At 62.9% G+C, this 25,121-nt stretch carries 22 protein-coding genes; 12 read left to right on the forward strand and 10 right to left on the reverse strand.

The features are described 5' to 3' along the window. The first annotated feature begins 54 nt into the window (after positions 1-54). The 4 genes from CAF90_RS07445 to pcaC are packed head-to-tail and all read left to right on the forward strand — an operon-like array spanning position 55 to position 3,968. On the forward strand, positions 55-1,350 hold the full coding sequence (locus tag CAF90_RS07445) for an MFS family transporter (protein WP_085605407.1): 1,296 nt from the start codon (positions 55-57) through the stop codon (positions 1,348-1,350). Between the two features lie 46 nt (positions 1,351-1,396). Next, the gene (locus tag CAF90_RS07450) at positions 1,397-2,761 is read left to right on the forward strand and encodes a 3-carboxy-cis,cis-muconate cycloisomerase (RefSeq protein ID WP_085605409.1); all 1,365 of its coding nucleotides are present in this window, start codon (positions 1,397-1,399) and stop codon (positions 2,759-2,761) included. Positions 2,762-2,773: 12 nt separating this feature from the next. Further along, a complete protein-coding gene (pcaD, locus tag CAF90_RS07455) occupies positions 2,774-3,565 on the forward strand; it encodes a 3-oxoadipate enol-lactonase (RefSeq protein WP_085605411.1) in 792 nt (263 codons plus the stop codon). A 10-nt stretch (positions 3,566-3,575) separates the two neighbouring features. Further along, positions 3,576-3,968, forward strand: a complete 393-nt coding sequence (gene pcaC / locus CAF90_RS07460; RefSeq protein WP_007957838.1) for a 4-carboxymuconolactone decarboxylase — start codon at positions 3,576-3,578, stop codon at positions 3,966-3,968. 104 nt (positions 3,969-4,072) lie between these two features. Here pcaC and CAF90_RS07465 read toward each other — a convergent pair whose 3' ends face one another. The 5 genes from CAF90_RS07465 to emhA all read right to left on the reverse strand — a co-directional run bounded on the left by CAF90_RS07465 (position 4,073) and on the right by emhA (position 12,393). Continuing rightward, positions 4,073-4,888, reverse strand: coding sequence for a methyltransferase domain-containing protein (locus tag CAF90_RS07465; RefSeq protein ID WP_085605413.1), 816 nt, complete (start codon positions 4,886-4,888; stop codon positions 4,073-4,075). Between the two features lie 175 nt (positions 4,889-5,063). Further along, positions 5,064-6,323, reverse strand: coding sequence for an OprD family porin (locus tag CAF90_RS07470; RefSeq protein ID WP_085605415.1), 1,260 nt, complete (start codon positions 6,321-6,323; stop codon positions 5,064-5,066). A gap of 287 nt (positions 6,324-6,610) precedes the next feature. Then, positions 6,611-8,071: an efflux RND transporter outer membrane subunit EmhC gene (emhC, locus tag CAF90_RS07475; RefSeq protein ID WP_085605417.1), complete on the reverse strand. Its 1,461-nt coding sequence runs from the start codon at positions 8,069-8,071 to the stop codon at positions 6,611-6,613. Beyond that, positions 8,068-11,232: an efflux RND transporter permease subunit EmhB gene (gene emhB, locus CAF90_RS07480; protein WP_085605419.1), complete on the reverse strand. Its 3,165-nt coding sequence runs from the start codon at positions 11,230-11,232 to the stop codon at positions 8,068-8,070. Before emhB ends, emhC begins: the two co-directional genes overlap by 4 nt. A gap of 3 nt (positions 11,233-11,235) precedes the next feature. After that, positions 11,236-12,393, reverse strand: coding sequence for an efflux RND transporter periplasmic adaptor subunit EmhA (gene emhA, locus CAF90_RS07485; RefSeq protein WP_007957848.1), 1,158 nt, complete (start codon positions 12,391-12,393; stop codon positions 11,236-11,238). 266 nt (positions 12,394-12,659) lie between these two features. Here emhA and emhR point away from each other — a divergent pair, with 266 nt between their 5' ends. After that, entirely contained in the window at positions 12,660-13,292 is a 633-nt protein-coding gene (gene emhR, locus CAF90_RS07490; protein WP_007957850.1) for an efflux system transcriptional repressor EmhR, read from the forward strand. A 249-nt stretch (positions 13,293-13,541) separates the two neighbouring features. On the opposite strand, the gene CAF90_RS07495 is transcribed toward emhR, so the two are convergent. The 3 genes from CAF90_RS07495 to CAF90_RS07505 are packed head-to-tail and all read right to left on the reverse strand — an operon-like array spanning position 13,542 to position 16,123. Further along, complete coding sequence (locus CAF90_RS07495; protein WP_085605421.1) at positions 13,542-14,591, reverse strand: alkene reductase; 1,050 nt, start codon at positions 14,589-14,591, stop codon at positions 13,542-13,544. Between the two features lie 32 nt (positions 14,592-14,623). Then, positions 14,624-15,787, reverse strand: coding sequence for an MFS transporter (locus tag CAF90_RS07500; RefSeq protein WP_007957864.1), 1,164 nt, complete (start codon positions 15,785-15,787; stop codon positions 14,624-14,626). A gap of 33 nt (positions 15,788-15,820) precedes the next feature. Then, positions 15,821-16,123 carry a helix-turn-helix transcriptional regulator gene (locus tag CAF90_RS07505; RefSeq protein WP_007957866.1) on the reverse strand — a complete coding sequence of 101 codons (303 nt, stop codon included), beginning with the start codon at positions 16,121-16,123 and terminating at the stop codon, positions 15,821-15,823. A gap of 171 nt (positions 16,124-16,294) precedes the next feature. Here CAF90_RS07505 and CAF90_RS07510 point away from each other — a divergent pair, with 171 nt between their 5' ends. Further along, positions 16,295-16,867 (forward strand): ACP phosphodiesterase, encoded by a 573-nt coding sequence (locus CAF90_RS07510; RefSeq protein WP_085605423.1) that lies wholly within the window; start codon positions 16,295-16,297, stop codon positions 16,865-16,867. A 14-nt stretch (positions 16,868-16,881) separates the two neighbouring features. On the opposite strand, the gene CAF90_RS07515 is transcribed toward CAF90_RS07510, so the two are convergent. After that, positions 16,882-17,676, reverse strand: coding sequence for a 1-acyl-sn-glycerol-3-phosphate acyltransferase (locus CAF90_RS07515; protein ID WP_085605425.1), 795 nt, complete (start codon positions 17,674-17,676; stop codon positions 16,882-16,884). Next, complete coding sequence (gene olsB, locus CAF90_RS07520; RefSeq protein ID WP_007957877.1) at positions 17,676-18,431, reverse strand: L-ornithine N(alpha)-acyltransferase; 756 nt, start codon at positions 18,429-18,431, stop codon at positions 17,676-17,678. The genes CAF90_RS07515 and olsB overlap by 1 nt, the downstream gene beginning before the upstream one ends. Before the next feature lie 153 nt (positions 18,432-18,584). Here olsB and CAF90_RS07525 point away from each other — a divergent pair, with 153 nt between their 5' ends. The 6 genes from CAF90_RS07525 (at position 18,585) to CAF90_RS07550 (ending at position 25,063) form a co-directional block, all read left to right on the forward strand. Then, entirely contained in the window at positions 18,585-19,490 is a 906-nt protein-coding gene (locus CAF90_RS07525; protein ID WP_085605427.1) for an acyl-CoA dehydrogenase family protein, read from the forward strand. Between the two features lie 31 nt (positions 19,491-19,521). Next, positions 19,522-20,601, forward strand: coding sequence for a serine hydrolase (locus CAF90_RS07530; protein WP_085605429.1), 1,080 nt, complete (start codon positions 19,522-19,524; stop codon positions 20,599-20,601). After that, a complete protein-coding gene (locus CAF90_RS07535; protein ID WP_085605431.1) occupies positions 20,598-20,900 on the forward strand; it encodes an amidase in 303 nt (100 codons plus the stop codon). Before CAF90_RS07530 ends, CAF90_RS07535 begins: the two co-directional genes overlap by 4 nt. A 143-nt stretch (positions 20,901-21,043) precedes the next feature. Then, the gene (locus CAF90_RS07540; RefSeq protein ID WP_085605433.1) at positions 21,044-22,219 is read left to right on the forward strand and encodes a M20 aminoacylase family protein; all 1,176 of its coding nucleotides are present in this window, start codon (positions 21,044-21,046) and stop codon (positions 22,217-22,219) included. 79 nt (positions 22,220-22,298) lie between these two features. Beyond that, positions 22,299-23,609 carry a citrate-proton symporter gene (locus CAF90_RS07545; protein ID WP_085605435.1) on the forward strand — a complete coding sequence of 437 codons (1,311 nt, stop codon included), beginning with the start codon at positions 22,299-22,301 and terminating at the stop codon, positions 23,607-23,609. Then, positions 23,606-25,063 carry an amidase gene (locus CAF90_RS07550; protein ID WP_085605437.1) on the forward strand — a complete coding sequence of 486 codons (1,458 nt, stop codon included), beginning with the start codon at positions 23,606-23,608 and terminating at the stop codon, positions 25,061-25,063. The genes CAF90_RS07545 and CAF90_RS07550 overlap by 4 nt, the downstream gene beginning before the upstream one ends. Positions 25,064-25,121 lie beyond the last annotated feature (58 nt).

Here is a 25,121-nt window from a genome sequence, read left to right on the forward strand (position 1 = left end):
GGGACTGTTGCAAAGTGTGTCTAGACTCTCACTGTCCCTATCGAGTGAAAAACAATGACAACCCTCACCTCCCATTACACCGGTGAAGAGCGCAGCAAGCGCATCTTCGCCATTGTCGGCGCGTCGTCCGGCAACCTCGTCGAATGGTTCGACTTCTACGTCTACGCCTTCTGCGCGATCTATTTCGCCCCGGCGTTCTTCCCCTCCGACAACCCCACGGTGCAGCTGGTCAACACGGCAGGCGTTTTCGCCGCCGGGTTCCTGATGCGACCGATCGGCGGCTGGATTTTCGGCCGGGTGGCGGACAAGCACGGGCGCAAGAACTCGATGCTGATCTCGATCCTGATGATGTGCTTCGGCTCGTTGCTGATCGCCTGTCTGCCGACCTACAAGGACATCGGCGTCTGGGCGCCGCTGCTGCTGTTGTTCGCGCGTCTGTTGCAAGGCCTGTCGGTGGGCGGTGAGTACGGCACCACCGCGACCTACATGAGCGAAGTCGCGCTCAAGGGCCAGCGCGGTTTCTTCGCCTCGTTCCAGTACGTGACCCTGATCGGCGGGCAACTGCTGGCGGTGCTGCTGGTGGTGATCCTGCAACAGTTCCTCACCGAAGAAGAATTGCGTGCCTACGGCTGGCGGATTCCGTTCGTGGTCGGTGCGGCCGCCGCGCTGATTTCGCTGTTCCTGCGCCGTTCGCTGAAAGAAACCACCAGCAAGGAAATGCGCGAGAACAAGGACGCCGGCAGCATCCGCGCACTGTTCCGCGACCACAAGGCTGCGTTCATCACCGTGCTCGGCTACACCGCCGGCGGCTCGCTGATTTTCTACACCTTCACCACGTATATGCAGAAGTACCTGGTGAACACCGCCGGCATGCACGCCAAGACCGCCAGCTACATCATGACCGGCGCGCTGTTCCTGTACATGTGCATGCAGCCGCTGTTCGGCATGCTCGCCGACAAGATCGGCCGGCGTAACTCGATGCTCTGGTTCGGCGGCCTCGGCACGCTGTTCACAGTGCCGATCCTGCTCAGCCTGAAAAGTGTCGGCAGCCCGTTCCTGGCCTTTGTGCTGATTACCGTGGCGCTGGCGATCGTCAGTTTCTACACCTCGATCAGCGGTCTGGTGAAAGCCGAGATGTTCCCGCCGGAAGTCCGCGCCCTCGGCGTTGGTCTGGCGTATGCGGTGGCCAACGCGATCTTCGGCGGTTCGGCAGAGTACGTGGCCCTGAGCCTGAAGGCCGGCGGCATGGAAAACGCGTTCTACTGGTATGTCACGATCATGATGGCCGTGGCGTTCCTGTTCAGCCTGCGCCTGCCCAAAGAAGCGAAGTATTTGCACCACGACCTTTAAACCGATGCGCGCGGGCCACACCGGCCCGCGCCGGCAAGGACTGTTTATGACTCAGCGACCGGGCAATCAATTGTTCGATGCCTACTTTACTGCCCGCGATATGCGCGACGTGTTCTGCGATCAGGGCCGGGTGCAGGCGATGCTCGACTTCGAAGCGGCGCTGGCCCGGGCCGAAGCGCGGGTCGGGTTGATTCCGGCGGGTGCTGTGGCGTCGATCGAAAACGCCTGCCGCGCCGGGCTGTTCGATTTCGCAGCATTGGGCGAGGCGATTGCCACGGCCGGCAATTCGGCGATTCCGCTGGTCAAGGCGTTGGGCAAACAGATCGCCGCGACTGATGCCGAGGCCGAGCGTTATGTGCATCTGGGCGCCACCAGCCAGGACGTGATGGATTCCGGGCTGGTGCTGCAATTGCGTCAGGCGCTGGCGTTGATTGAAGGGGAGCTGGCGCAACTGGCCGACTCCCTCGCCAGTCAGGCGCAGCGCCACGCTGCGACGCCGCTGGCCGGGCGCACCTGGCTGCAACACGCGACGCCGGTGACCCTTGGCATGAAGATCGCCGGTTGGCTCGGTGCCGTGACTCGCAGTCGTCAGCGTCTGCGCGAGCTCAAGCCGCGACTGCTGGTGCTGCAATTCGGCGGTGCGTCCGGCACCCTCGCGGCGCTCGGCGAACAGGCATTGCCGATCGCCCATGCACTGGCCGAAGAACTGCAACTGACCCTGCCGGAACAACCGTGGCACACCCAGCGTGATCGCATCGTTGAATTCGGCGCGGTGCTCGGTCTGATCGCCGGCAGCCTCGGCAAATTCGGCCGCGACATCAGCCTGTTGATGCAGACCGAAGCGGCGGAAGTGTTCGAACCGTCGGCGCCGGGCAAGGGCGGTTCCTCGACCATGCCGCACAAGCGCAATCCGGTGGGCGCGGCGGTGTTGATCGGCGCGGCGACCCGCGTGCCGGGGCTGGTCTCGACGCTGTTCAGCGCCATGCCCCAGGAACATGAACGCAGCCTCGGTTTGTGGCACGCCGAATGGGAAACCCTGCCGGAGATCTGCTGCCTGGTGTCGGGCGCGCTGCAACAGGCGCGGCTGCTGGCCGACGGTCTGGAGGTCGATGCCGCGCGCATGGCCCGCAACCTGGAACTGACTCAAGGTCTGGTGCTGGCCGAAGCAGTGAGCATCGTGCTCGCACAACGGGTCGGCCGCGACACCGCGCATCATCTGCTCGAACAATGCTGCAAGCGAGCGGTGGCCGAACAGCGCCACCTGCGTGCGGTCCTCGGTGACGAACCGCAGGTGACCGCCGAACTGAGCGCAACCGAACTGGATCATCTGCTCGATCCCGCCCATTACCTCGGTCAGGCGCAGGTCTGGGTCGAGCGTGCGGTGGCCGAACACAACGCATTGTCTGACTGAAAGGAGAGGGCTGTGGCTTTCGTTCAACTCGCCGATGGCGAACTGCATTACACATTGGAAGGCCCGGTCGATGCGCCGGTGCTGGTGCTGTCGAACTCGCTGGGCACCGACCTGCACATGTGGGACGTGCAGATGCCGGCCTTCACCGAACATTTTCGGGTGCTGCGCTTTGATACGCGCGGGCACGGCCAGTCGCTGGTGACGCCGGGCCCTTACAGCATCGAGCAACTGGGTCGCGACGTGCTGGCGCTGCTGGATGCGCTGCACATTGAACGCGCGCATTTCTGCGGTCTGTCGATGGGCGGGTTGATCGGCCAGTGGCTGGGGATCAACGCCGGCCAGCGGTTGAACAAACTGATCGTCTGCAACACGGCGGCGAAAATCGGCGATCCGTCGGTGTGGAATCCGCGCATCGAAACCGTGCTGCGCGACGGCCCGGCGGCGATGGTCGCGTTGCGCGATGCATCGATTGCCCGCTGGTTTACCCCGGACTTTTCCGCCGCCAATCCGGCCGCAGCCAAGCAGATCACCGACATGCTGGCCGCGACCAATCCTGAAGGTTACGCCGCCAACTGCGGGGCGGTGCGCGATGCGGATTTCCGTGAGCAGTTGTCGTCGATCAAGGCGCCGCTGCTGGTGATCGCCGGTACCGAAGATGCGGTGACGCCACCGTCCGGCGGGCATTTCATTCAGGAGCATGTGCGCGGCGCCGAGTACGCCGAGTTCTATGCGGCGCACCTTTCCAACGTTCAGGCCGGCGACGCGTTCAGCGACCGCGTGCTGACCTTTTTGCTGGCCGATTGAGGGGATTTCCGTGGACGAGAAACAACGTTACGACGACGGCATGCAAGTGCGCCGCGCGGTGCTCGGCGACGCTCACGTCGATCGCAGCCTGACCACGCTGACCGAGTTCAACTCGGAATTCCAGGAGATGATCACCCGTCACGCCTGGGGCGACATCTGGACCCGCCCGGGCCTGCCACGCCACACACGCAGCCTGATCACTATCGCCATGCTGATCGGCATGAACCGCGAGGGTGAGCTCAAGTTGCACCTGCGGGCGGCGGCCAACAATGGCGTGAGCCGCGGCGAGATCAAGGAAGTGATCATGCAGAGCGCGATCTACTGCGGGATTCCGGCAGCCAATGCGACCTTTCATCTGGCCGAATCGGTGTGGGATGAGCTGGGTGTCGAATCCCGGGATTGACGGCGACTGAGCGGACGCCATCGCTAGCAGGCTAGCTCCCACAGTGAAATGCGGTCCATTGTGGGAGCTAGCCTGCTAGCGATGGCGGTATTTGCCGCGCCGATTCAAACCTTGGCGACAATGAAAATCCGCTTGAACGCAAACAATGTGTGCCCGTTTTCCTCCTGCGGATAATGCGCGTGCACCCGCATCAGGTAGTGGTAAATGAAGCGCGCCTGTTCCTCTGACGTCAGTCCCTGCATTACCGGCCGCAGCGCCGACACCTTCACCCAGTCATAAACCGGCGACTTGCCGTCGACCACCTGCAATTGCTCTGTTTCCCAGATATCCAGCGACCGGGTCAGCGGCGCGAGCAATCGGTAGTAATCCTCCAGCGACAACAACGGGCGCGCGGCCATGCGCTGGCGCAACTGCGCAGTGCCGATGGGGCGACCGCAGGGTCCGGCATCGTCGAGGGTGTCGAGCATCAGCCGGTACCACAGCGCATCGCGCCAGTCCGGCATGTGTGCGGCCAGGCAGCCACCGGGGTTGAGGTGGCGAAGCAATCCCGGCAATAGCGTTCGATGGTCATCGATGAAATGCAGCACGGCCGCGGCGAACAACAGGTCGGCTGGCTTGCGGGGTTTCCAGTGCCGCAGTTCGGCGTGTTGCCAGCGCGCCTTGATCGGCAGACAACGGGCGACCTGAAGCATGTCTTTCGAACTGTCGATGCCTTTGAGATTTGCCTGCGGCCAGCGATCGGCCAGAACCTTCGTGGCAATCCCGGTGCCGCAACCGAGGTCATAAATGCGTTGAGGATTGTCCAGCTCGACGCGGCCGAGCAATTCATCGACCGGTTGTTGCCTGAGACGGGAAAACTGCTCGTACGCCCTGGCATCCCAGTCTTTGTCGACGGGAGCGGGGTTGAGTCGGGTGATCATGAGGTCGTCCTCCGGTGATCAGCAGGGTCTTCCGATGACAACCTGGCCAAGTCCTGGGGACCGACATCCACAGATAACGGAAGCGAAGAGGGTGGAGCACCTGAGTCCTTCAGGTGGATCCACTCTACGCGTCGGCTGGCGCCGTGCCATTAATCCTGACGGATGGTGCAGCGCCCTAGAGCAGGCTGATCGGATAGCTGACGATCAGGCGGTTTTCGTCGAACTCGTTGTTGCTGAAGTCACGACGCATGGTCGAGTTGCGCCATCTGACGTTCAGGTCCTTGAGTGCGCCACTTTGCACGGTGTAGCCCAGTTCCGATTCGCGGCCCCATTCCTTGCCGTCGGTGATGGTCCCGGTGTGCACGTTGTCGCCGCTGATGTAGCGGTTCATCAGGGTCAGGCCGGGCACGCCGAGGGCGGCGAAGTTGTAGTCGTGGCGCAGTTGCCAGGAACGTTCCTGCGCGTTGTCGTAGCTTGAGTTGTAGCTGTCGTTGGCGAGCGTTCCGCCGCTGGTGCCGTTGACCCGCATCCAGGCGCTGTCGCCGGTGAGTTTTTGCAGGCCGACGTAGAAGGTGTTGCCGCCGTATCGCGCGGAGAACATCCCCGACCAGGTCTTGTTGTCGAGGTCGCCGGCGCGAGCACTGCCGTCGTCCTTGCCGTAGAAGAAACCGAGGTTGGCGCCGAGGGTCCAGTCGCCGAGCGGCTGGCTGTGGATCAGGTTGACGTACTGCTGGCTGTAGATGTCCTTGAGTTCGGCGTTCCACAGGCCGATCTGGGTGCGCTTGTCGTTGAACACGTATTCGCCGCCCTGGAAGTTGAAGCGGTCCGAGGTGAACGCCGCTTTGCCGAACATCGACATGTCGCTCATGCTGCTGTCGTCACGGGGGCTGTTGGCGCGGAACTGGCCGCCGTAGAGGGTCAGGCCGTCGATTTCCTTCGAGGTGATCTGGCCGCCGCGAAAGGTCTGCGGCAGCGAGCGACCGTCGTCCGAACGCAGGATCGGCAGCACCGGCATCCACTCGCCGACCTTCACTTCGGTCTGCGACAGCTTGGCCTTGAACGCTACGTTGGTGCGGCCGAAGGTGTCCGCCGGACGCCCGTCATGATCCAGCGGCAACGCCTGGGTGCCGCCGGTGCCTTTGCCGCCATCGAGTTTCACCGAGTACAACCCCAGCACATCCATGCCAAACCCGACGGTGCCCTGGGTGAAACCGGATTTGGCGTCGAGGATGAAGTTCTGCGTCCATTCTTCAGCCTTGCCCTGAGCCTTGGTCGGGTTGGTGAAGTTGCGGTTGATGTAGAAGTTGCGCAGGTTCAGGTTGACCTTGGCCCCTTCGATGAAACCGGCTTCTTCAGCCGCAGCGGGCAGCGCGACGCCGGCCAGGGCGAGGGCGATCAGGCCGGGAAGTGCGTAGGGCGCAGGGGACGTTGTCATGGGCTCGGGTCTCTCTTGTTTTTTTGGGCGAACGGGGGCGCTGCAGCCGTTTCTGGGGCGCAGGAATTCAATGGGATCAGGGGGCGAGCGGCGGCGATCAGCCGGATGGAGCAGGGCGCGGGAGCATGGTGTCGAACCTGTTGTTATTGGTTTTGTGGCTCGAATGGTGCGGGGCGCGGGCGAGGCGATTCAATCGGCGAAAGTGGAATTCGGGCGATTATCGAACGCAAGATTGGCAGGCAACAAAAAGCCCGCCAATCGGCGGGCTTCTTGTGTTCAGCGGATGATCAGAACAACTTCATCTTCGGCGCTTCTTCCTTGAGCGGCTCGTTCTGCGCGGTCTGCGCATTCCAGCCACCGCCCAGGGCCTTGTACAGGTTGACCGCACTGGTCAGCTGCGCGAGGCGGTCGGTGATCAGCGATTGTTGCGCGCTGAACAGCTGACGCTGGGCATCGAGGAAGGTCAGGTTGCTGTCGACGCCGATGCGGTAGCGACGCTCGGCCAGGCGGTAGTAATCTTGGTTGGCGGCGACGAAATCACGCTGGGCCTGCAACTGCTCGGTGTAGGTCTGGCGGGCGGCCAGGCCGTCGGCGACTTCCTGGAAGGCCGTTTGAATGGACTTCTCGTAGTTCGCCACGCCAATGTCCTTCTGGATCTTGGCGTAGTCGAGGCTGGCGCGCAGGCTGCCGGCGTTGAAGATCGGCAGGTTGATCTGCGGCTGGAACAGCCACGTGCCCGAACCGCCCTTGAACAGGCCGGACAGGTCCGGGCTCAGGCTGCCCGCGTTGGCGGTCAGGCTGATGCTCGGGAAGAACGCTGCACGGGCCGCGCCGATGTTGGCGTTGGCCGCCTTCAGGTTGTACTCGGCCTGCAGGATGTCCGGACGACGTTGCAGCAGATCCGACGGCAGACCGGCCGGCACATCGGCCAGCAGGTCATCCGACAGCGGCTTGGCCGCTTGCAGGTTGGCCGGGATGCCGGTGCCGAGCAGCAGGGTCAGGCTGTTTTCGTCCTGGGCGACCTGGCGGGTGTAACGCGCCAGTTGTGCCCGGGCGTTTTCAACCGAGGTACGCGACTGCGCCAGGTCCAGTGCCGAAGCCACACCGACTTCGTTGCTGCGGCTGGTCAGCTTGTAGCTTTCCTCGAAAGCACCGAGGGTGTCCTGAGTCAGCTTGAGCAGTTCCTTGTCGGCCTGCCAGGTCAGGTAGGCGTTGGCCACGCTGGCCACCAGGCTGATCTGGGTGCTGCGGCGCGCTTCTTCGGTGGCGAAGTATTGTTGCAGCGCTTGTTCGCTCAGGCTGCGAACCCGACCGAACAGGTCGAGTTCGTAGGCGCTGATGCCGACGGTGGCGGAGTACGAGCTGGTGATGCTCGACTCACCGGTCTGCGACGCACGGGCCGGAACCCGCTGACGGCTGCCGCTGGCATTGGCCGACACGGCCGGGAACAGGTCGGCACGCTGGATGCGGTATTGAGCCGCGTAGGCGTCGATGTTCAGCGCCGCGACACGCAGGTCGCGGTTGTTTTCCAGGGCAACCTGGATCAGCTGCTGCAGGGCAGGGTCATGGAAAAACTGCTTCCAGCCCTGTTCGGCAGCGGCCTGCGCCGGTGCCTGGGCCGGCGAGTACGCCGGACCCTGCGGGTATTGGCCCGCCACCGGTGCTTCCGGCTGCTGATAATCCGGTATCAGCGAGCAACCGCTCAGCACGAAGGCGGCGACTGCGATGGAGAGTAGCGACTTGCTCATTGGCCAGCCTCTTTAGGAGTTTCTATGGTGTCATCCTTGCCGGCGTTTTTGCGCTGACCCATGGACGACACAGTGACGAAGAACAGTGGAACCCAGAAAATCGCCAGGATCGTTGCGGTGAGCATACCGCCAATCACGCCGGTACCGATCGCGTGTTGACTGCCCGAGCCGGCGCCGGTGGAGATAGCCAACGGTACAACACCGAGGACGAAGGCCAGCGACGTCATGATGATCGGTCGCAGACGCATGCGGCAGGCTTCAATGGCCGCATCGCGCAGACTGCGTCCCTGCTCGTGCAATTCCTTGGCGAACTCGACGATCAGAATGGCGTTTTTAGCCGCCAGACCAATGGTCGTCAACAGACCCACCTGGAAGTACACGTCGTTCGACAGACCGCGCAGGCTGGTGGCCATCAGTGCACCGATGATCCCCAGTGGCACCACGAGCATGACCGCGATCGGAATCGACCAGCTTTCATACAGCGCCGCCAGACACAGGAACACCATCAGCAGCGACAGGGCGTACAGCGCCGGAGCCTGCGAGCCGGACAGTCGTTCTTCGTACGACAGACCGGTCCACGAGATACCCACGCCGGCCGGCAGTTTCTTGGCAATCGCCTCGACTTCGGCCATCGCTTCACCGGTGGAGTAGCCCGGAGCCGGGGCACCGAGGATCTCGACCGCTTCAACGCCGTTGTAACGCGCCAGCTTCGGCGAACCGTAGATCCACTCGCCCTTGGCGAATGCGGAGAACGGAACCATGGTGCCGGTCGCGTTACGCACGTACCACTTCTTCAGGTCTTCCGGGCTCATGCGCGAGTCTGGCCGGCCCTGCACGTACACCTTCTTCACTCGACCACGGTCGATGAAGTCGTTGACGTAGCTACTGCCCAGCGCAATCGACAGGGTGTTGTTGATGTCGGCGATGGTAATGCCCAGGGCACTGGCCTTCTCGTCATCGATTTCCAGCTGGAATTGCGGCTCGTCGTTCAGACCGTTCGGACGGACCTGCGTGAGCACCTTGCTCTGCGCGGCCATGCCGAGGAACTGGTTGCGTGCGGCCATCAACTTCTCGTGACCGATACCGGCGCGGTCCTGCAGGAACACGTCGAAACCGGTGGCGTTACCCAGCTCCAGTACGGCCGGCGGAGCGAAAGCGAACACCATCGCATCGCGGAAGCTGAAGAAGTGCTGCTGGGCGCGGGCGGCGAGTTTGAACACGCTGTTGTCGGCGTTACGTTCGTCCCACGGCTTGAGCATGATGAACGCCATACCCGAGCTCTGGCCACGGCCGGCGAAGTTGAAGCCGGTCACGGTGAACACCGAGGCTACTGCGTCGCCTTCACCGCCGTCCTTGGTCGGACGCAGCAGGAATTCACGCATTTCATCCACCACCACCTGAGTGCGCTGGGCACTGGAACCGGCTGGCGTCTGCACCTGGGCAAACAGAACGCCCTGGTCTTCTTCCGGCAGGAACGCGGTCGGAATGCGGGTGAACAGCCAGATCATGCCGACCACGATCAGCAGGTAGGCCAGCAGGTACGGCGCCTTGCGCGACAGCATGTTGCCGACACCGCGCTCGTAGCTGTTGACGCCACGGTCGAAGTTGCGGTTGAACCAGCCGAAGAAACCTTTTTTCGGCGCGCCGTGCTCACCGTGCGGAATCGCCTTGAGCATGGTGGCGCACAGCGCCGGGGTGAAGATCAGCGCGACCAGTACCGACAAGGCCATGGCCGACACGATGGTGATCGAGAACTGCTTGTAGATCACACCGGTGGAGCCGCTGAAGAACGCCATCGGCAGCAATACCGCCGACAGAACGAGGGCGATACCGACCAGAGCGCCCTGGATCTGGCCCATGGATTTCTTGGTCGCTTCCTTCGGTGACAAGCCTTCTTCGCTCATCACCCGCTCGACGTTTTCCACCACGACGATGGCGTCGTCCACCAGCAAGCCGATGGCCAGTACCATGCCGAACATGGTCAGGGTGTTGATGCTGAAACCGGCCGCCGCGAGGATGCCGAACGTACCGAGCAGTACCACCGGCACGGTCATCGTGGTGATGACGGTAGCGCGGAAGTTCTGCAGGAACAGGAACATCACCAGGAACACCAGCGCAATCGCTTCGACCAAGGTGTGAACCACGCCTTTGATCGACTCGGTCACCACCGGGGTGGTGTCGTACGGGAACACCACTTCCATGCCTTGCGGGAAGAACGGCTTGAGGTCGTCAATCGTCTTGCGCAGTGCCTTGGCGGTGTCGAGAGCGTTGGCACCGTTGGCCAGTTTCACCGCCAGACCGGAAGCCGGGCTGCCGTTGAACTGGGCGCTGATCGCATAGTTCTCGCCACCCAGGCCGACGTCGGCGACGTCTTTCAAGCGAACCTGCGAGCCGTCCTTGTTGACCTTGAGCAGAATCTCTTTGAACTGCTCGGCGGTCTGCAGACGGGTCTTGCCGATGATCGTGGCGTTCAGTTGCTGGCCCTGCACGGCAGGCAAGCCGCCGAGCTGACCGGACGACACCTGGACGTTCTGCGCCGCAATCGCGGTTTTCACGTCGACCGGGGTCAGGTTGAAGTTGTTCAACTTGGCCGGGTCGAGCCAGATACGCATTGCGTACTGGGCACCGAAGACCTGGAAGTCACCGACACCGGCGGTCCGCGAGATCGGGTCCTGCATGTTCGACACGATGTAGTTGGACAGGTCGTCCTTGGTCATGCTGCCGTCACGCGACACCACACCGATCACCAGCAGGAAGTTCTTCACTGCCTTGGTCACGCGGATACCCTGTTGCTGCACTTCCTGCGGCAGCAGCGGGGTGGCCAGGTTCAGCTTGTTCTGGACCTGGACCTGCGCGGTGTCGGAGTTGGTGCCTTGCTCGAAGGTCGCGGTGATGGTCATGCTGCCGTCGGAGTTACTTTCCGAGGACACATAACGCAGGTTGTCGATACCGTTGAGCTGCTGCTCGATCACTTGCACCACGGTGTCCTGAACCGTCTGTGCCGAAGCACCCGGGTAGGTCACGGAGATGGCAATGGCCGGTGGCGCAATGCTCGGGTACTGGTTGATCGGCAGTTTCAGGATCGAAAGTGCCCCGACCAGCATGATCACCAGGGCAATTACCCAGGCGAAAATCGGACGGTCGATGAAAAATTTTGACATGGATTACTCCCCTTTGCCGCCGGCGGCTTTGTCAGCTGCCTGAGCGGGGGCCGGGTTCTTGTTGCCGACGTTGGTGGCTTCGGTCGCTTTGACCTCAACACCCGGTTTGACGAATTGCAGCCCTTCGGTGATCAGACGATCACCAGCCTTCAGGCCGTCTTCGATCAGCCACTGGCTGCCGACGGTGCGGCTGGCCTTGAGCTGACGCAGTTCGACCTTGTTGTCCGGGCCCACAACCAGCGCGGTCGGGGTGCCTTTGAGGTCGCGAGTCACGCCTTGTTGCGGCGCGAGGATCGCGGCGCTGTTCACACCGGCCTGCAACTGCGCGTGGACGAACATGCCCGGCAGCAGGGTGTGATCCGGGTTCGGGAACACGGCGCGCAGGGTCACGGAACCGGTGGTCTGATCGACCGACACTTCGGAGAATTCCAGCTTACCGTCGAGCTTGTACTGGCTGCCGTCTTCCAGGGTCAGCTTGACCGCAGCGGCATTGTCGCCGGCCTTTTGCAGGCGGCCGCTTTCCAGTTCGCGGCGCAGTTCCAGCAACTCGACCGAGGACTGGGTGACGTCGACGTAGATCGGGTCCAGTTGCTGGATCACGGCCATCGCATCGGTCTGGCCGCTGCTGACCAGCGCGCCTTCGGTTACCGAAGAACGGCCGATACGACCGGAGATCGGTGCGTAGACCTTGGTGTAGCGCACGTTGATCTGTGCGGTCTGCAACGACGCTTCCGATTGCAGGCGGTTGGCCACGGCGGTGTCGTATTCCTGGCGGCTGACGGCCTGCTCGTCGACCAGTTGCTTGTAGCGGTCGGAGATCGACTTGGTCGAACGCAGGTTGGCTTCGGCGCTTTTCAGGGTCGCTTCATAGACCGACGGATCGATCTGATACAGCTGCTGGCCGGCTTTGACATCGCCGCCTTCCTTGAACAGACGCTTGAGAATGATGCCGTTGACCTGCGGACGAACTTCGGCGATGCGGAACGCACTGGTGCGGCCCGGCAGTTCGGAAGTCAGGGTAAAGGCTTGTGGTTGCAGGGTGACGACGCCGACCTGAGGAGGTGGTGCGGCGGGAGCCGCCTCTTCCTTTTTACATCCGCTGAGCAGCGATGCCAGGGCGACGGCAGTGACCAGAGCGGTAACAGCTGGCTTGAATTGCATGAAGATCCTCGGGTCAGGCGCGCGAAAAGCGCACAAGAAGTGTGGAAGGGTAAAAAAGGGTTACCGGGTGGATAAGTAGCTTGCTAAGGAATATACTTACGTTCATGGTTGTTTGTAAACACCTTGGCGTCGTATCCACCCTGTTACAAAAGTCGTCGCAAGGTCTGAAATTGTAGGCCGGGGAGCCGATCCGCGAGAGATCAACCCTTTTTTATTCAGCGGATATTCAGCCATCCCTGAAACATCCTGTTTGAGGTTTTACTGCCATGGTTCGTCGTACCAAAGAGGAAGCTCAGGAAACGCGCAGCCAGATTCTCGAAGCGGCCGAGAAGGCCTTCTATGAGCGAGGCGTGGCCCGCACGACCCTGTCGGACATCGCCACCCTGGCCGGGGTGACGCGCGGTGCCATCTACTGGCACTTCAGCAACAAGGCCGATCTGCTGCAAGCGATGCTCGATACCCTGCATGAGCCGCTGGACGAACTGGCCAAAGCCAGCGAGAGCGAGGACGAACCCGATCCGCTGGGCTGCATGCGCAAATTGCTGATTCATTTGTTTCATCAAGTTGCGCTGGACCCGAAGACCCGGCGCATCAACGAAATTCTGTTTCATAAGTGCGAGTTCACCGATGAAATGTGCGATCTGCGCCAACAGCGCCGGACCGCCAGCCTCGATTGCAATGTGCGGATCGCGCTGACATTGAGTAATGCGGTCAATCGTGGGCAGTTGCCGGCAGACCTCGACACTGCCCGGGCAGCCATCAGCATTCACGCCTATATTGATGGCCTCCTTTATGGATGGCTATTGGCGCCGGACAGCTTCGAACTGTACGCCGAGGCCGAGCGCTGGGTCGATACCGGGCTGGATATGCTGCGCCTGAGCCCCAGCCTGCGCAAATGAAACAAAATTCGTTATTGGATCAGTTTGTGTCAATGACGGAGGAGGGTGAAGATCCCTGTTCACTCGCCCCGCTGCAATGGGATGCTTTTATATACCTCTGCGGCACGGGTTGATATGTAGCGAGCTACGTATTTTGTAGGGATTTTGTGTCGAGCCTGTGAACGAATGTGAGCGGCTCGCCCACCCGGCGATCAATAAAAAGCCCCCGACTCTCGCGAGTCGGGGGCTTTTGTGTTTCTGCGGTGCGGCTTACAGCGTCGGGTAGTCGAGGTAGCCGACCGCGCCTTTGCCGTAGAAGGTTTCCGGGTGCGGTTCGTTCAGCGGCGCATCGGCCTTCAGTCGAGCCGGCAGGTCCGGGTTGGCAATGAACGGGATGCCGAATGCCACCGCGTCAGCCTTGCCCTCGGCCAGCCAGGCGTTGGCGCTGTCCTTGGTGAAGCGTTCGTTGGCGATGTACGCGCCGCCGAAGGCTTCTTTCAGTTGTGGGCCGAGGCTGTCGGCGCCTTCTTTCTCGCGGGAGCAGATGAAGGCGATGCCACGCTTGCCCAGCTCGCGAGCGACGTAGGTGAAGGTTTCGGCCAGGTTGTCGTCGCCCATGTCATGGGAGTCGGCGCGTGGTGCCAGGTGCACACCGACACGGCCGGCGCCCCAGACTTCGATCGCGGCGTCGGTTACTTCCAGCAGCAGACGGGCACGGTTTTCCAGGGAGCCGCCGTAGATGTCGGTGCGCTGGTTGGTGCTGCTTTGCAGGAATTGGTCGAGCAGGTAGCCGTTGGCGCCATGGATTTCCACGCCGTCGAAACCGGCTGCCTTGGCGTTTTCCGCGCCGACGCGGTAAGCGTCGACGATGTCGGCGATTTCAGCGGTTTCCAGCGCACGCGGGGTTGGATAGTCGGCCAGCGGGCGAACCAGGCTGACATGGCCTTTTGGCTGGATGGCGCTCGGTGCAACCGGCGTTTCGCCGTTCAGGTACGACGGGTGGGAGATCCGGCCGACGTGCCACAGTTGCAGGACGATCTTGCCGCCGGCGGCGTGAACGGCTTTGGTCACGTTGGTCCAGCCGCGCACCTGGTCGTTGGACCAGATGCCCGGGGTGTCCGGGTAGCCGACGCCCATCGGGGTCACCGAGGTGGCTTCGCTGAGGATCAGGCCGGCCGAGGCGCGTTGTACGTAGTACTCGGCCATCAGTGCGTTCGGTACGCGGCCTTCGTCGGCGCGGCAGCGGGTCAGCGGCGCCATGATGATGCGGTTGGACAGCTCGAGGTCGCCCAGTTTGATCGGATCGAAAATTGTTGCCATGAGATACAACCCTCGTGAGGTAAGTGAGTGAATCAGTTAGCGGTGGCCAGCTCGGGATTGCCGTTCTGGCGGAATGTGATCAGGGTCACCAGCAGGGCCAGGACCGCGAGTGCTGCGGCGGCGAGAGGCACGCTGGTCAGGCCGTAGCCGTGGGCGATGACGCTGCCGCCGACCCAGGCGCCGAGGGCGTTGCCGACGTTGAAGGCGCCGATGTTCAGGGTCGACACCAGGTTCGGTGCGGCCTGGCCGTAGGTCACGACGTTCACTTGCAGGGCCGGCACGGCGGCGAAACACGCGGTGGCCCAGAGGAACAGGGTGATTTCGGTCGGGATCAGCGCGATGCTGGTCCAGGTCAGGACGGTGGAGGTCACGGCCATCGCGATGAACACGCCGATCAGCGTCGCGGCCAGGCCCTTGTCGGCCAGTTTGCCGCCGATGATGTTGCCGACAGTCAGGCCCAGGCCGATGAGCATCAGGGTCCAGGTCACGCCACGGGGCGAGACACCGGTGACATCGCCCAGCAACGGCGCGACGTAAGTGAACAGAGTGAATACTGAAGCGGCGAACAGCGCGGTCATGCTCAGCGACAGCCAGATGCCGGCGCCCTTGAGCGCGGCCAGTTCGGCGCGCATGTCGAGTTTTTCTTCGTCACGCTTGGCCGGCAGGAAGCGGATCAGGCCGATCAGCGCGATCACCCCGATCACCGTCACTGCCCAGAAGGTCGAGCGCCAGCCGGCTTCCTGACCGAGGGCGGTGCCCAGCGGTACACCCAGCACGTTGGCCAGGGTCAGGCCGGTGAACATCAGGGCCACGGCCGAGGCGCGTTTGTTCGGTGCCACCAGGTTGGCCGCGACCACCGAACCGATGCCGAAGAACGCACCGTGGCAGAGGGCTGTAACGACCCGGGCGAACATCAGCACCTCGTAATCAGTGGCGATGGCGCAGAGCAGGTTGCCGATAATGAAGATGCCCATCAGCGTTACCAGTGCAGCCTTGCGCGGCAGTTTTGCAGTGGCCATTGCCATGAACGGTGCACCAATCGCCACGCCCAGGGCGTAGCCGGTCACCAGCCAGCCGGCGCCTGGGATCGACACACCGAGGTCAGCCGCGACATTGGGCAGCAGGCCCATGATGACGAACTCGGTGGTGCCGATGGCGAAGGCGCTCAAGGCGAGTATGAGTAGCGAGAGGGGCATCGTTGGTTCCTTTTGGCTGGCTGACGTTAAGGGTCAGAGCTCTTTGCTGAGGGTGCTGAGGAACGCCTGGATCACGTCCTCATTGCGTTTGAAAAAGTGCCACTGGCCGGCTTTCTGGCTGCTGATCAGTCCTGCCCGTTGCAGGGTGGCCAGGTGGGCGGAGACGGTCGACTGCGACAGGCCGCAGCGTTGATCGATCTGCCCGGCGCAGATGCCGTACTCGTGGTTGTGGATCTGTTCCGGAAACTGGGCTTTCGGGTCTTTCAGCCAGTTGAGGATGTCTCGCCGTACTGGGTGTGCCAGGGCTTTTATTATTTCGTCGAGGTCAATGTTCATGGCTGGGTGCTCGTGATGTGTGTAGCGCTATATCGCGATGAGGCGAACTTTATATCGGTGCTTCGCGATACACCAATATGAATTTGATCTGATGACCGCATAAATCGGTATATCGGGTTATAACGATATGTGAGGTGTAAACAAACGCGGGCGCGGTGCTAAGCTGCGCCCATGAACTATCTCGCACATTTACACCTCGGTGGCCAGCGCCCCGGTCAACTGCTCGGCAGTCTGTATGGCGATTTCGTCAAAGGGCGGCTGCAAGGGCAGTTCGACCCGGAGATCGAAGCGGCGATTGCCCTGCATCGACAGATCGACGTGTTCACTGATCGCCATCCATTGGTGGACGCTTCACTGGCGCGGTTTTCCACGACTCGCCGCCGTTACGCGGGCATCGTTCTCGACGTGTTTTTCGACCATTGTCTGGCGCGGGACTGGACGCAATACGCCGACCGGCCGCTCGGCCAATTCACCACCGACGTTTACCGCGTGCTGACCAGCGAGCGGCAATTGCCCGAGCGCCTGGCGAAGATCGCCCCGCACATGGTCGCCAATGACTGGTTGGGTTCGTATCAGGAATTCGAAGTGCTGGAGCAGGTGTTGCGCGGGATCTCCCGGCGCCTGACCCGGCCTGAAGAACTGGCGGGGGCGATGGAGGAATTGCGCCGGTTGTATGAACCGTTGAGCGAAGACTTTCGTTTGTTCTACCCACAGCTGCAGGACTTTGCCGGCCGGCAGCTGTAGATAGATGTCGCCGATCAGGCCGCGATCAGATCGCGGGCGTGTTGCGCTTCGACCGGTTTGAGCACATCGCCGAACAAGGCTTTCTGCACCGCTTGCTGCGCCTCGTACGCCAGTGCCGCGCGCTCCCGGCCCTGGCAGACAATCGGCTTGAGCAGATGGATCTCGACATCGCCGCAGTCGTTGCTGAACAGGCGCATCAGGTGCGACAGCAGATCATCGTCACCAATGAACGGCGCCAGCGAATCGATCTTGCCCTCGCGCAGATAACGGATCGCCACCGGTTGCAGCTTCACCTCGGAATCGATTGCCGCCGACAGCAGGCGACCATGAAAGGTGCGCAGCGAACGGCCATCGGTGGTGGTGCCTTCCGGGAACATCAGCAGCGGATGATCGGTTTGCAGGTGACGGGTCATCTGCTTGCGGATCAGCTGGCTGTCGCCCGAACCGCGACGGATGAACAGGCTGCCGGCCTTCGCTGCCAGCCAACCGGCCACCGGCCAGGTGCGCACTTCGGCCTTGGACAGAAACGACAGCGGTGTGAGCATGCCCAGCAGCGGAATGTCGGTCCACGACACATGGTTGCTGACCCACAGCATCGGCTGCTTCGGCAGCTCACCATGCACGGTCACGCGAAAGGGCAGGGCATTGCTCAAACGCGCCATGAAAAACCGCGACCAGCGCTGCCGACGCTCCATCGAATGGGCCAGCCCCAGACGTTCGAATACTCCGAAGACACTGGCCATGCTCAAGCCCAGCGTCACCACCAGCAGCACTCGCGCAATCCGCGCGTACACCCGCAGCCGGCTCATTACACAGCCGCCTTGAAGTGCTTGGCGTAGCGCGGGCAGAGTTCGTCGCGCTTGAGCAGGATGAACACGTCGGCGACCTGGAAGTCTTCGTCCCAGCACGGCTCGCCGCAGATCTTCGCGCCCAGGCGCATGTAGGCTTTGAGCAGCGGCGGCATTTCGGCGATCACGTTCGACGGAATGTCGAGGCTTGGCAGCGGATTCTTCGGCTCGGCGCGCAGGTGTTCGGTGCACAGATAGCGTTCGCGCAGGCGCTGCATGATCGCGTGGGCCTGCACGCCGCCGTCCTGCATCGGGATGCTCGCGCAACCCATCAGGTAGCTGTAGCCGCCCTGATTGAGGACTTCGGCCAGTTCGCCCCACAGCACGGCGATGGTGCCGCCGTTGCGGTAGGCCGGGTCGACGCAGGTGCGACCGATTTCCAGGATCGGACCTTGCAGGCCGGCGAGGCCGTGCAGGCTGAATTCTTCTTCGCTGTAGAACTTGCCCAGGCTGCTGGCGGCGGTGTGATCGAGCAAACGGGTGGTCGCCACCAGGCGGCCGGTGTTCAGGTCACGCACGCCGATGTGGCTGCAGTGAACATCATAGTCATCCATGTCCAGACCCAGCTCCGCGCCGTTCAGCTTGGCGTTGAACTCGCCGCTGAACACGTTGAAGCGCAAGGCCTGGGCTTGCTGCAAGGCCTCGGCGCCGATCAGGCGTTCGGCTTGCAGGCGGCGTTCATTGCCGGTGTCGCTGATGCGGGCGATCTGAGTCATGTGAATCTCCGTACGGGCCTTGAACCCGTCATGGGTTGCAGCCGATCGACTTTCTTTATGCAGCCGTGTTGTGCAAAGTCAGGCTATGTAGCCCCGGTGTCATCGCCATGAATGTTTGGTGATGCTTATATGACAGCCCACGAGGAGCCTCTGATGACCTGGTCGACCCTGCTTGAATGCCGCGAACGCCTGCCCGCTGTTGCCGATCTGGCGGAGGGTTTCGCCACGTTGCTGCATCAACTGGGCAGCGTGACGCCGTTCGAACTGGCGGTGGCCGGAGGGCGGCGGATGGCGACGCCGGGGCTGGCGTTTCTGGTGGGTTATCAGGCGGCGCTGCGGATGCTCTGGCCGAGCGCGCCGCCAAGCCTTGGTGCGTTGTGTGCGACCGAGCAGCGCAGCCTGCGCCCGGCGGACATGCAGACCCGGCTCACGGATCTGCGCCTCACCGGGCAAAAGGATTTCGTCACCGCCGGCGATGCGGCGGACTGGCTGCTGATCGCCGCGCGCAGTGAACAACCCGGGGAATCACCGTGCCTGAGTCTGGCGGTGGTGTATCCCGGCGAGCCCGGCGTGCGGGTGGAAAAACTGCCGGCGCTGCCGTTGATGCCGGACATCAGCCATGGTCGGCTGCATCTCGACGATGCGTTGTGTGAGTTGCTCGCCGGGGATGGTTGGGATGCCTACGTCAAACCGTTCCGTACCCTTGAAGACGTTTACGTGTTGAGTGCAATGACCGCGTGGCTGTACGGCGTCGGTCAGGACAGCGGTTGGCCGCAGCCACTGCAATTGCGCTTGCTGGCGCTGTTGGCCGGATGTGCGGAAGCTAGTCGGCAGCCGCCGAACAATCCCGCTGGGCATGTGTTGCTCGGCGGATTGTTTGCGCAATTCGACGGGCTCAAACCTGAAGTCGATCAGGCACTGCGTGACGGCAATCCCGAGTGGGCGACGATGTGGCAGCGCGATCAGTCGGTCATGCAACTGGCGGCTGGCGCGCGGGCCAAACGACTGGCCAAGGCGTTGGCGGCAAACCAAAACACATCTGTCATGAACGCCGGCTAGTCTTCTCAGGTTCATCCCCAGAGCCCTCACCATGTTCAAAGGCCTGTCTCTGTTTCTGCTGCTGATCAGCTTCACGGTTCAGGCCGAACAATGGCCGGGCGAGCAGTGGCCGACCGGCCCGAAGATTGCCGGCCCAGCCGTCGATGCACTGGAGGCCTACGCCTTCCCGACCCGCGATGACAGCACCCGAAAAGGCATCCGCACCGACGCCTTGCTGGTGATCCGTGACGGCCAGCTCATCTACGAACGCTACGCCGCCGCGACCAATGCCGACACCCCGCACCTGACCTGGTCGATCAGCAAAAGCCTGATGGCCACGGTACTCGGCGTGGCGTACGGCGAAGGCCTGTTCAAGCTCGATGACCCGGCCGCAACGTTCTACCCGGCGCTGGAAAAACACCCGGCCATCACGATCCAGGATCTGCTGCACTGGGCCTCCGGCATCGACTGGCAGGAAGACTATGAATACGCCCCGCTGAAATCCTCGGTGGTGGCGATGCTCTACACCCGTGGCCACCGCGACATGGCCGCCTTCACCGCCGATCACGACAGCTACGCACCAGCGGGGCAGGCGTTCCGTTATTCCAGCGGCGACAGCAATCTGTTGGCAGCGGCACTGAAAACCATCGTCGGCCCGCAGCGTTATCCGGACTATCCGTGGACAGCGCTTTTCGATCCCTTGGGCATCCGCCATGCCACCTGGGAAACCGATGCGACGGGCACCTTCGTCGCCTCTTCCTACGCCTATATGACAGCTCGGGATCTGGCGCGAATCGGTCTGCTGATGGAACGGGACGGACGCTGGAACGACCGGCAGTTGTTGCCCAAGGATTGGGTCGCCTTCAACCGCCAACCCTTCGCCGGCTACAAGGCCCATCAGGACGAAGCCGTGCCCGGCGGCCAGTGGTGGCTCAATCGCCCGGCAGACGGCGCGCCTTCTCCGTGGCCCGACGCACCGCCCGACACCTTCGCCGCCCTCGGCCACTGGGGCCAGGCGCTGTACGTGATCCCGAGCGAAAAACTGGTGATCGTGCGCTACGCCGATGACCGCGACGGCAGCTATCGCCACAACGAATTGCTCAAGCGCGTGCTCGGGGCGGTGCGGCCATGAAACTGTTCAAACGCATCCTGCTGGTGCTGTTGATCGTGCTGCTGGGCTGGGGCTGGCACGAGCGCGAAAACCTGTGGGCCTTTCCGGGCATCATCAGCGCCTACACCGCCAAGGAATATTGTTCGTGCCGCTACGTCATGAACAACGACGCCGAGTATTGCCGGGGCTACGTCAAGCAGTGGCTGCCCAGCGAACTGACCGATGACCGCACGCAAAAAATCGTCACCGCCAGCGGCCTGGGACGCAGCAACAGCGCCCAATGGTTAGGCGAACGCCAGGGCTGTCGCCTGCAACCCTGATCCGGTTCCACCCTGTGGAACCACATTCGATTGTCCTCTCGCGTGTCTCGCGGTTATCTGGCGGTGAGCACGACCTGCCGTTCACGTGTCGTGAAACAACACCGAACAACAAGACCGGGAACACCCGCGCGAGGAGAACCGTCATGCCCCGACATCAGCACATTCTGGCCTGGCTCAACGACGTGGCCAGCGACCTGCACGCCACCCGCCAGGACATTCACGCCCACCCTGAACTCGGTTTCGAAGAAAGCCGCACCTCGACGCTGGTCGCCCGGTCGCTCGAAGAGTGGGGCTATGAAGTCCACACCGGCGTCGGCAAGACCGGCGTGGTCGGCGTGCTGCGCAACGGCAGCAGCACACGCAAACTCGGGCTGCGGGCCGACATGGATGCGCTGCCGATCATCGAGAACACCGGCGTCGCCTACAGCAGTCGTCATCAAGGCTGCATGCACGCCTGCGGCCACGACGGGCACACCGCGATGTTGCTCGGTGCGGCGCGTTATCTGGCCGCGACCCGGCAGTTCGACGGCACGCTGACGCTGATTTTCCAGCCCGCCGAAGAGGGCCAGGGCGGGGCCGAAGCGATGCTCGCCGACGGCCTGCTCGAACGCTTCCCGTGCGATGCGCTGTTCGGCATGCACAACATGCCGGGCTTGCCGGCGGGGCACCTGGGCTTTCGCGAAGGGCCGATGATGGCTTCGCAGGATCTGCTCACGGTGACCATCGAAGGCGTCGGCGGTCACGGTTCGATGCCGCATCTGGCGGTGGATCCGCTGGTCGCTGCGGCCAGTGTGGTGATGGCTTTGCAAACCGTGGTCGCGCGCAACATCGATGCCCAGCAGGCAGCGGTGGTAACGGTCGGCGCATTGCAGGCCGGCGAGGCGGCCAACGTGATTCCGCAACAGGCGATCCTGCGCCTGAGCCTGCGTGCGCTGAATGCCGAGGTCCGCGAACAGACCCTGAACCGCGTGCGCTCGATCATCGAAGCCCAGGCCGAAAGCTTCGGCTGCACCTCGACCATCGAACACCGCCCGGCCTACCCGGTGCTGGTCAACCACGCCGCTGAAACCGAGTTCGCCCGTCAGGTCGGCGTCGAACTGGTCGGCACCGACGCCGTCGATGGCAACACACCCAAGCTGATGGGCAGCGAAGACTTCGCCTGGATGCTCCAGCGCTGCCCCGGCGCCTACCTGTTCATCGGCAACGGCGTGGCGCGGCCGATGGTGCATAACCCGGCGTACGACTTCAACGATGACATCTTGCTGACCGGCGCGGCGTATTGGGGCGCGCTCACCGAGAGCTGGCTCAAGCCGGTCTGATTTCTTCACTTTTTGCTGCCGCTGGAACGCAGGTGCGCACGCGCCTGCGTGGTCAACCAACAGCTTCTGGAGAATCCCCATGCAGACTTCGAACGCAGGCGTTTCGCGCACCCGGCAAGTGGTCGCCGCCGTCATCGGCAATGCCCTGGAATGGTACGACTTCATCGTTTACGGCTTTCTGGCGAGCATCATCGCCCGGCAATTTTTCCCGTCCGAAGACGACTACGCCTCGCTGCTGATGGCGCTGGCGACCTTCGGCGTCGGCTTTTTCATGCGCCCGGTGGGCGGCATCCTGCTCGGCATCTACTCCGACCGCAAAGGTCGCAAGGCCGCGATGCAGATGATCATCCGCCTGATGACCGTGTCCATCGCCCTGATCGCGTTCGCGCCGAACTACGCCGCCATCGGCATGGGCGCGCCGTTGCTGATCGTGGTGGCGCGGATGCTTCAGGGTTTTGCCACGGGCGGTGAATACGCCAGCGCCACCGCATTTCTGGTGGAGAGTGCGCCGGCCCATCGCAAGGGTTTGTACGGTTCGTGGCAACTGGTCGGGCAATGCCTGGCGGTGTTCAGCGGCGCGGCGATGGTGGCGTTGGTCACGCACCTGTTTTCCCCCGAGGCGATGGACAGTTGGGGCTGGCGGATTCCGTTCGTGCTCGGCCTGTTGATCGGCCCGGTGGGCTTGTGGATTCGCAAGCACATGGAAGAGCCGGAGGAATTTCTCGAAGCGCGCAAGAAAGCCAAAGGCGCCGCGCCGGGCCTGTGGCAGGTGCTGCGCGAACATCGCCGCAGCCTGCTGGTGTCGATGGGCCTGGCGTGCGGGGCGACGGTGTCGTTTTACGTGGTGCTGGTGAACATGCCGACCTTCGCCCACAAGAACCTCGGCCTGCCGCTGGATCAGGTGCTGCTGGTGCAGATGCTTGCGGTGGGGCTGATGACCGTGGTGATTCCATTCTCCGGCGCACTGTCGGATCGCCTCGGTCGGCGGCCGGTGCTGATGGCCTTCACTCTGGCGTTTTTCGTCATGGTCTATCCGCTTTACGTGTGGGTCGCGGCGGCGCCTTCGATCGAGCGCCTGCTGGTGATGCAACTGCTGCTGTGCACGGCGATTGGCGGGTTCTTCGGCCCGGCTCCGACGGCGCTGGCCGAGCAGTTCCCGATTGAAGTGCGCTCCACCGGCGTGTCGGTGGCCTACAACGTGGCGGTGATGGTGTTCGGTGGTTTCGCGCCGCTGATCGTCACCTGGCTGAGTAAAGTTCTGAACACCCCGGTGGCGCCGTCGTTCTATGTCTTGTTCGCTTGCCTGCTGACCCTGCTCGGTACTTACTGTTTGCAGGAGGCACCACGTGCAAAGAAATCCGTTGCGCTCAACCTGGGAGTGAAACCGTGAGTCCGTTAGCCATTGATCCGATTGTCGCCCTCGACGCCGATGCGCTGTCCCGGGCGATCCATGCCCGCAAGGTGTCGTGCCGCGAGGTGATGCAGGCCTATCTGACGCACATTGATCGCTTCAATCCGGCGGTCAACGCGCTGGTCTCGCTGCGCCCGCAAGACGTGCTGCTGAGCGAGGCCGATGAGTGTGATCGGCAACTGGATCGTGGCGAATCCCGGGGCTGGATGCACGGCATGCCCCAGGCGATCAAGGACCTGGCAGCCACCGCCGGGCTGCGCACGACCCTCGGCTCGCCGCTGTTCGCCGAGCAAGTGCCGCAGCACGATGCGATCAGCGTGGCGCGGGTGCGCGACTGCGGCGCGATCATCATCGGCAAGAGCAACGTCCCGGAGTTCGGCCTCGGCTCGCAAACCTACAACAGCGTGTTCGGCACCACCACCAACGCCTACGATCCGGGTCTGATCGCCGGCGGCAGCAGCGGCGGGGCGGCGGTGGCGCTGGCCCTGCGTCTGCTGCCGGTGGCCGACGGCAGCGACATGATGGGCTCGCTGCGTAACCCGGCGGCGTTCAACAACGTGTTCGGTTTTCGCCCGTCCCAGGGCCGCGTACCTCATGGGCCGATGCCGGAAGTGTTCGTCCAGCAACTGGCCACCGAAGGGCCGATGGGGCGCACGGTCACCGACGTTGCGCGATTGCTTTCGACCCAGGCCGGCTACGATCCGCGCGTGCCGCTGTCGCTGGCTGATGAACCACGGGATTTCGGGCTGGATCTGCAACAGGATTGCAGCGGTCTGCGCCTCGGCTGGCTCGGCGATTACAACGGCTACCTGCCGATGGACGACGGCGTGTTGAGCCTGTGCGAATCGGCGCTGGCGGATTTCAGTGCGCTGGGTTGTCAGGTCGAGGCCTGCCAGCCGGACTTTTCCATGGAACGCCTGTGGCAGACCTGGCTCACCCACCGGCATTTTCTGGTGCAGGGCAGCCTCGGCGCGGCCTATGCCGACCCGCAAAAACGCGCGCTGCTCAAACCCGAAGCACAGTGGGAAATCGAGGGCGGTCTGCGTCTGACCGCTGCCGAGGTCTATCAGGCGTCTGTGGCGCGCAGCGAGTGGTATCGCGCGTTGAGCGAGTTGTTCGAACGTTACGATTTCCTGCTGCTGCCCACCGCCCAAGTGTTCCCTTTTGATGCACAGCAGCCGTGGCCGCGAGTCGTCGGCGGGCAAACCATGGATACCTATCACCGCTGGATGGAAGTGGTGATCGGCCCGACCCTGGCGGGGCTGCCGAGCATCAGCGTGCCGGTCGGTTTCAACCCGGCTGGGCTGCCGATGGGCCTGCAAATCATCGGCCCGGCCCAGGCGGATCGGGCGGTGCTGCAACTGGCCTACGCCCATGAACAGCTGACCCGCTGGGTCGAACGGCGACCGCCGGCATGCCTGCAATCGGCCTGAGCGGCCCGCATCTTGCTGCACGAAGTGATCTTTCACCCGCATCCACGGAGGTCGAACA

The sequence above is a fragment of the Pseudomonas sp. B37(2017) genome (assembly GCF_002112885.1).
In the GTDB taxonomy this organism is placed as follows: Bacteria; Pseudomonadota; Gammaproteobacteria; order Pseudomonadales; family Pseudomonadaceae; genus Aquipseudomonas; species Aquipseudomonas paraglycinae.